The sequence below is a fragment of the uncultured Parolsenella sp. genome (assembly GCF_958346945.1).
GTDB lineage: Bacteria > Actinomycetota > Coriobacteriia > Coriobacteriales > Atopobiaceae > Parolsenella.
This window is the reverse complement of sequence record NZ_CATVTL010000014.1, coordinates 23,833-31,082: the sequence shown is the minus strand read 5'-3', so window position 1 is coordinate 31,082 and position 7,250 is coordinate 23,833. Positions and strand designations below refer to the sequence as shown.

Genomic DNA, 7,250 nt, shown 5'->3' with positions numbered 1-7,250 from the left:
TGCACAAACCGGCCGTTTGCTGCAAACGCACGCGGCCGGCAGCCTAGCGCCTTACCCAAACCGGCCATTTGTCGCAAACGACCCAACGCGCGTAGCCCGCCGCTCCACACATATCGGCCGTTTGCCGCAAACGACCTTTCCCTCGCAAGCGACGCAAGACCACCCTCCCCCACCCCGGCATTCCATCAAACCGTCAAGTTTGGCTATTTTTTCCTTCTTGAAAGTAAATACCGGTTAACTAGTGGTATATATGTTCCAACAAGCGTCACGAGGCGGCGCGACACCAACAGCGCCGTCCAGCACGCAAAACGGACGGCCCCGCGGCGGCGACTCGCCGCGAGGGCGCCCACCAGAAGCGGGCCAGGCGGCACCAAGCGCCCCACCCCGCACACGACGGGTCACGCGGCGCCAACCGCCCGCGCCCCACACGAGAAGGAGATGCACATGAGCGAGATCATCGACGTCTACGGCCGCCAGGTCCTTGACTCCCGCGGCAACCCCACCGTCGAGGTCGAAGTCACCCTCGATGACGGCTCCTTTGGCCGCGCCATCGTTCCGTCCGGTGCGTCCACCGGCGAGTTTGAAGCCGTTGAGCTGCGCGACGGCGACAAGGCCGTCTACAGCGGCAAGGGCACCCTCAAGGCCGTCGACCACGTCAACAACGAGTGCGCCGACGCCGTCCTCGGCATGGACGCCACCGACCAGCGCGACATCGACGCGGCCCTCATCGCCGCCGACGGCACGCCCAACAAGGCCAAGCTCGGCGCCAACGCGATCCTGGGCGTCTCGCTTGCCACCGCCCGTGCCGCGGCCGAGTCCGTGGGCCTGCCCCTCTACCGCTACCTTGGCGGCCCCAACGCACACACCCTCCCCACGCCGATGATGAACATCCTGAACGGCGGCGTGCACGCCGACAACAACGTCGACTTCCAGGAGTTCATGATCATGCCCGTGGGCGCCCCTACCTTTGCCGAGGCCCTGCGCTGGTGCACCGAGGTCTACCACACGCTCAAGGGCGTCCTGTCCGAGAGCGGCCACGCCACGGGCGTGGGCGACGAGGGCGGCTTTGCCCCCAACCTGCAGACCAACGCCGAGCCCTTCGAGTGGATCGAGCGTGCGGTCGAGAAGGCCGGCTTTGACCCCGGCACCGACTTCATGTACGCCATGGACCCTGCCACCTCGGAGTGCTTCAACAAGCAGACCGGCCTCTACGAGCTCAAGGGCGAGGGCCGCACGCTCTCGTCCGACGAGATGATCGACTACTGGAGCCAGCTCATCGAGCGCTTCCCCATCATCTCGATTGAGGACGGCCTGGCCGAGGAGGATTGGGACGGCTGGACCAACCTCACCCGCGCCATTGGCAACAAGGTGCAGCTCGTAGGCGACGACCTGTTCGTCACGAACAAGACGCGCCTCGAGAAGGGCATCGAGCTGGGCGCCGCGAACGCGCTGCTCATGAAGGTGAACCAGATTGGCACCCTCACCGAGAGCCTCGATGCCATGGCGACCGCCGAGCGCTATGGCTACGCCCAGGTGGTCAGCCACCGCTCCGGCGAGACCGAGGACACCACGATTGCCGACATCGTCGTGGCCACCAACGCCGGCCAAATCAAGACCGGCGCCCCCTGCCGCACCGACCGCGTGGCCAAGTACAACCAGCTCCTCCGCATCGAGGACGAGCTGGGCGACGCCGCCACCTATGCCGGCATGAGCCCGTTTCGCTTCCTTCGCTAGCACGCGCTAGCCGCTCCTTGCGGGCTTACGCCCGCGGGCGGGGTGCCATCCCTTCGCCATCCCGCCCCCAAGCTTGCTTTACCCGATGTTCGCAGGTCCTCTCCCCTGCGAACTAAAGCCCCAGGGCATCGTGTCCCCGCGCGATTGCCCGCGAGCCGCCGGTGTCCCCGCGCCTGCGCTCGCACAGGGCGTGCGTGTCCTGCACACCACGTCCTCTCTCCCAGGCGCCCGCGTGTCCCCGCACGCGGGCGCCGTTTTTGTGCGTCGCACAGAGGCGTGAGGTTGCGCCGCCCGCCACACGTCCCCACATGCGAACGCCAAGATTGCGCCGCGGCAGCGCGGCGCCAGGATTGGAGGCCCGCCACGGGGACTCGACCACGCCGGAAGTCACGAACGAGGTGTCCCTTCATTAATTTTTCCCATCAATTAGGTAGCCTCACGGGACAATGCCAAGTAGAAGCCCGCGAGAGGCTCTGTCCAACAGGCGTTTCGCTTCAAAGAGAACACACCTACTCGGGCAGCCCAAAGCAAACTACCCAATTGATGGTTTTTCGCCCTCTGCTGCTGGAGCAGACGCCAAACCGATGGCCCGTGGGCTTCGTCGACCCCCTCGCACAATGTCCCCAAATATATAATTCCGCCAATTAGGTAACCTTTCAGATAAACGCCGAGTAGAGATCCGCAACAGGCTCTCCTCAACAGGCGTTTTTCAGCCAAAGAAAGCCTGTCCATTCGAGCAGTTCTAGGCAGGTTACCTAATTGATGACATTTTCCGTTCTCGCCAGCCAAACAGACGATGCGCCAGGGGCATGCAGGGCCACCCGCGCCGTCCAAACAAAAAACGCCGCCACCCACAAGGGGCGACGGCGCTCAAGAAGGCGTGCGAGAAGCACGAACTAGAACATGCCAAGGAAGGTGTGAACAAACAGCGCGGCCACGATGGCACCCACGAATGGGGCCAGACCCGGCACGAGCAGGCCGTACTTCCAGTTGTTGTCGGCCTTGTTCTTGATGGGAAGCACCTGGTAGGCAAAGCGCGGGCCCAGGTCACGCGCCTGGTTCATGGCAAATCCCGTGATACCGCCCATGCCCATGCCAACGGCCCAGACGATGAGGCCCACGCAGATCGCGAGCATCAGCACGTTCTCGCCGGCGCGACTCGCGGCGGCCAGAATCGCGGAGATGAACACGAAGGTACAAAGGGCCTCGCAGAAGAAGTCGCGCGAAAGGTTCTGCAGCCCCTCGGTGGGGTTGGTCGAGAAGATGTTGCGCTGGGCAACCGGGTCAACGACGCCCTCGGACGCGCGGAACTCGTCGGCATACATGAACCAAGCGATGACGGCGCCGGCAAAGCCACCAAGCATGTCGGCGACCATGTAGGGGATGCAGCTCGCCCAGGGCACGAGGCCCACGATGCACTGCGCCAACACCATGGCCGGGTTCATGCAGACGGCGCCGCCAAAGATGAACAGCGCGACAGAGATGCCAAACGACCACGTGGTGATTGCGAACATGTGGCCCGAGCCCTGGTACTTGGTGCCCTTGAGCACCGTGTCGCAGTGGACGCCCACGCCAAAGATGATCATGAGTGCGGTGCTGCCAAACTCGCACAGCATGTGATAGAGCAGATCGTTCACGAGCAAAACTCCTTCGTACGTTCCTTCCATTCCTTATGCGCTCGCGCACGCGCGGGACCGCCCCCGGCCCCATCGCGCCGCGTTAGTGCTGAGCCACGACGACGCCTAGGCCATCGGGGATGACGGCGACCTTGGCGTCGGCACCCTTCATCTCAAAGGCAAGCTTCAGGGCCTCGTCAATCGTGTTGACCGGCGTCATGTGCATGTCGCGCAGCATCTGGTGGTCGCACAGGTCGCTGACCATGATCACCGGGTGGTGGGCCAGGATGCGGGCAAAAATCTGCGAGGTCCACTGGTCGGGCAGGGTCTCGCTCTTCGGGCGGTCGATGCAGGCGCGCTCAAACGCTGCCGGGTCGTTGTCGGCGATGTTGTGGAAGAAGCCCTCGCCGCCGTGACCGTCTGCGCAGCCCGCGACGTCGATGATGACGCCGCCCTCAGGCAAGGTCGCCTCGGCCGCACACATGCCCTTGACGGCCTGGTAGATGTTCTGGTCGAGCGGGTAGCCGCCATTGGTGGTCACCGCGACGTCGCAGGCCACGGGCTCGACGCCGGCAAGCTTGCGCACGAAGTCGCAGCCGGCCTCGTGGGCCTGGTGGATGTCACCGGCAAACGAGCCGATGACCTCGTGCTTGCCGTTGAGCACGACATTCAGGACAAAGGCCAGGCGCGCCATCTCGGCAGCGGCGAACATGTCCTCGTTCACGTGGTTGTGGGCGAGGTTGCCGGCGCGGGAGTGCGAATCGTTCACGAACTGGCCGTTGTGGTTGTACATGATGGTCTTGTAGGAGGCGATGCCCGGCAGCACGGACTTGCGGCTGCCCGAGAAGCCCGCGAAGAAGTGCGGCTCGATGAAGCCCTCGGCCAGCAGCAGGTCGGCGTGGGCGGCCACCTTGTTGATGATGCACTCGCCGCCGGAGGGCAGGGTGCCAATCTTCTCCATCATCGAGTCGTCGGTCGCCACGTGCATGACGATCTCCTCGTTGGCCACGATGTCCTCGCCGTACTTGTTGACGAGTTCCTCGTGGGTCGAGGGACGGTGCATGCCGGTGGCCACGAGGATGCGAACGCGGGCGTCGGGCGCGGCGGCGTGGATGCGGCGCAGCAGGATCGGCATGGTCACGCGCGACGGTACGGGGCGCGTGTGGTCGGAGCTGATGATGACGATGTCATGCTTGCCGGCGCACAGCTCCTCGAGCTTGGGCGAACCATAGGGGTGGTCAAGCGACTCCTCGACGAGCTGGGCGGGGGCGGCGGAGGCCTTGAACTCGTTCTGGTGGCCCTCGAGCAGGCCTGCGAAGTTCTTGTCCTCAAGCTTGATGGTCATGGTCTTGTGGTCGTACGGCAGTTGGGTCTCGAACATGGTCCGACATCCTCTTTCGGTCCCTGTTCCGCTCGCACGCGCCGTCGGATGTGCCGACAGCAGGCACGAACGGAGTCCAATAATACCTAGCCGAACACCTTACACCGATATTTCTCTACCGTTCGCAACAATTTAGTCGATTTTTAAGCTCAATACCGTTACCAGAATTGCCATTTTCCTCCACATCCCTTGAGCGTGCTTAAAGGGCCTTTCGTGGCCGAGAAGAGCGCCCATGCTCCTCCACCCTCGCGGCACAAAAATGCCCCGGCCGCCACGGGGGCAGCCGGGGCACGCAACCGTGCTCAGCGAGCTATGAGTCGCAGCAGAACTAGGCGTTCAGGGCGGCGTTCACGGCAACGGCGCAGGCGACGGTGGCACCGACCATGGGGTTGTTGCCCATGCCGATGAGACCCATCATGTCGACGTGCGCGGGCACCGAGGAGGAGCCGGCGAACTGGGCGTCGGAGTGCATGCGGCCCATGGTGTCGGTCATGCCGTAGGAGGCGGGGCCGGCGCCCATGTTGTCCGGGTGCAGCGTACGACCAGTGCCGCCACCAGAGGCGACGGAGAAGTACTTCTTGCCGGCCTCGAGGCGCTCCTTCTTGTAGGTGCCAGCGACAGGGTGCTGGAAGCGCGTCGGGTTGGTGGAGTTGCCGGTGATCGAGATGTCGACGTTCTCGTGCCACATGATGGCAACGCCCTCGCGGACGTCGTCGGCGCCGTAGCAGTTGACGGCGGCACGCGGACCATCGGAGTACGGGATGGTCTCCACGACCTTGAGCTCGCCCGTGTAGTAGTCAAACTGGGTCTTAACGTAGGTGAAGCCGTTGATGCGGGCGATGATCTGGGCGGCGTCCTTGCCCAGGCCGTTCAGGATGACGCGGAGCGGCTTCTTGCGGGCCTTGTTGGCGTTGAGGGCCAGGCCGATGGCGCCCTCGGCGGCAGCGAAGGACTCGTGGCCGGCCAGGAAGGCGAAGCACTCGGTGTCGTCGGACAGCAGCATGGCGCCCAGGTTGCCGTGGCCCAGACCGACCTTGCGGTCCTCGGCGACAGAGCCGGGAACGGTGAAGGCCTGGATGCCCTCGCCGATGGTGGCGGCAGCCTCAGAGGCGCTCTTGACGCCCTTCTTGATGGCCAGGGCGCAGCCGAGCGTGTAGGCCCAGCCAGCGTTCTGGAAAGCGATGGACTGAACGCCGGCGACGATCTCGCGGGGGTTCACGCCCTTGTCGAGGCAGATCTGCTCGGCCTCCTCGAGGGAGGCAATGCCGTTGTCGGCGAGGCACTTGTTGATCTTGTCGATGCGGCGCTCATAGCCTTCGAAAGTAACAGCCATGTCTGATTCCCTCCCTTTCTACTCGTTGACCGGGAACGTGCTGGCGACGGAGTGGGTCTCCTCGTCGGTGCGCGGGTCGATGTACTTGGCGGCGTTGTCCCACTGGCCGTAGTGGCCCATGGCGCCAGCGATGGCCTCCTCGGGGGTCTTGCCGGCCTTGATGGCGTCGGTGAACTTGCCGAGGTTGAGGAACTCGAACGCGATGATCTCGTTCTTGTCATTGAGGGCCATGCGGGTGACGTAGCCCTGGGCGAGCTCGAGGTAGCGGGCGCCCTTGACCTTGGTGCCGAACATGGTGCCAACCTGGGAGCGCAGGCCCTTGCCGAGGTCGTCAAGGGAGGCGCCGACGGGCAGGCCGCCCTCGGAGAACGCGGTCTGGCTGCGGCCGTAGACGATCTGCAGGAAGATCTCGCGCATGGCGACGTTGATGGCGTCGCAGACGAGGTCGGTGTTGAGGGCCTCGAGGATGGTCTTGCCCGGGAGAATCTCGGAGGCCATGGCGGCGGAGTGGGTCATGCCGGAGCAGCCGATCGTCTCGACGAGACACTCCTCGATGACGCCCTCCTTCACGTTGAGCGTCAGCTTGCAGGCACCCTGCTGGGGAGCGCACCAACCCACACCGTGCGTGAGGCCGGAAATGTCAGAGATCTCCTTAGCCTGGACCCACTTGCCCTCCTCGGGGATGGGCGCGGGGCCATGGTATGCACCCTTGGCGACGGGGCACATGTTCTCCACTTCCTGTGAATACTGCATGCCTCTCCTTTCTGTTTTGCGTCAGGCCGGCGCGCGGTGGCGCGACGGCGCGAACGTGCCGCGGCGCTTTCCCCGGCGTCGCGGCGCTTATTGGGGACCTTGGCGGGTGAGCCGCGGTCTCACAGACGGCCTAATAATAGCGCGAACGGTGCGTCTCCATAGCGCTCCCACGAACGCGTTTCGAGCGTTTTCGCAGATAGACGGCTAGTTGTCCAGCGATTGAAGGTCAACTTTTATCGTAAGTTGCGTTTGCGCGAGAAGAGCGGTGGGCGGGTTCGAAGCCGGCGTGGGGCGCATGCGAGAGCGGGTGGCAGGCGGGTTCGAGGCCGACGCGAGACGTGTCATTGCCCGGCCGAGAAGGACAGCAATGACGCCTTCGCCCTCGCATATCCCATCAATTCGCGTGCCCAACGCGACTAAAACTTCCGGTCGC

At 64.2% G+C, this 7,250-nt stretch carries 5 protein-coding genes; 1 reads left to right on the top strand and 4 read right to left on the bottom strand.

Annotated elements, in window-relative coordinates:
* Window positions 1–444: 444 nt before the first annotated feature.
* Window positions 445–1,734, top strand: coding sequence for a phosphopyruvate hydratase (gene eno / locus Q3866_RS07180; protein ID WP_301830690.1), 1,290 nt, complete (start codon window positions 445–447; stop codon window positions 1,732–1,734).
* A gap of 896 nt (window positions 1,735–2,630) precedes the next feature.
* Here the strand turns inward: eno and larD are convergent.
* The 4 genes from larD to Q3866_RS07160 all read right to left on the bottom strand — a co-directional run bounded on the left by larD (window position 2,631) and on the right by Q3866_RS07160 (window position 6,817).
* Entirely contained in the window at window positions 2,631–3,371 is a 741-nt protein-coding gene (larD, locus tag Q3866_RS07175) for a D/L-lactic acid transporter LarD (RefSeq protein WP_301830689.1), read from the bottom strand.
* Between the two features lie 82 nt (window positions 3,372–3,453).
* Window positions 3,454–4,731 (bottom strand): nickel-dependent lactate racemase, encoded by a 1,278-nt coding sequence (gene larA / locus Q3866_RS07170; RefSeq protein ID WP_301830688.1) that lies wholly within the window; start codon window positions 4,729–4,731, stop codon window positions 3,454–3,456.
* 328 nt (window positions 4,732–5,059) lie between these two features.
* Entirely contained in the window at window positions 5,060–6,064 is a 1,005-nt protein-coding gene (locus tag Q3866_RS07165; protein ID WP_301830687.1) for a GGGtGRT protein, read from the bottom strand.
* Between the two features lie 18 nt (window positions 6,065–6,082).
* Entirely contained in the window at window positions 6,083–6,817 is a 735-nt protein-coding gene (locus tag Q3866_RS07160; RefSeq protein ID WP_301830686.1) for an iron-sulfur cluster assembly scaffold protein, read from the bottom strand.
* Window positions 6,818–7,250 lie beyond the last annotated feature (433 nt).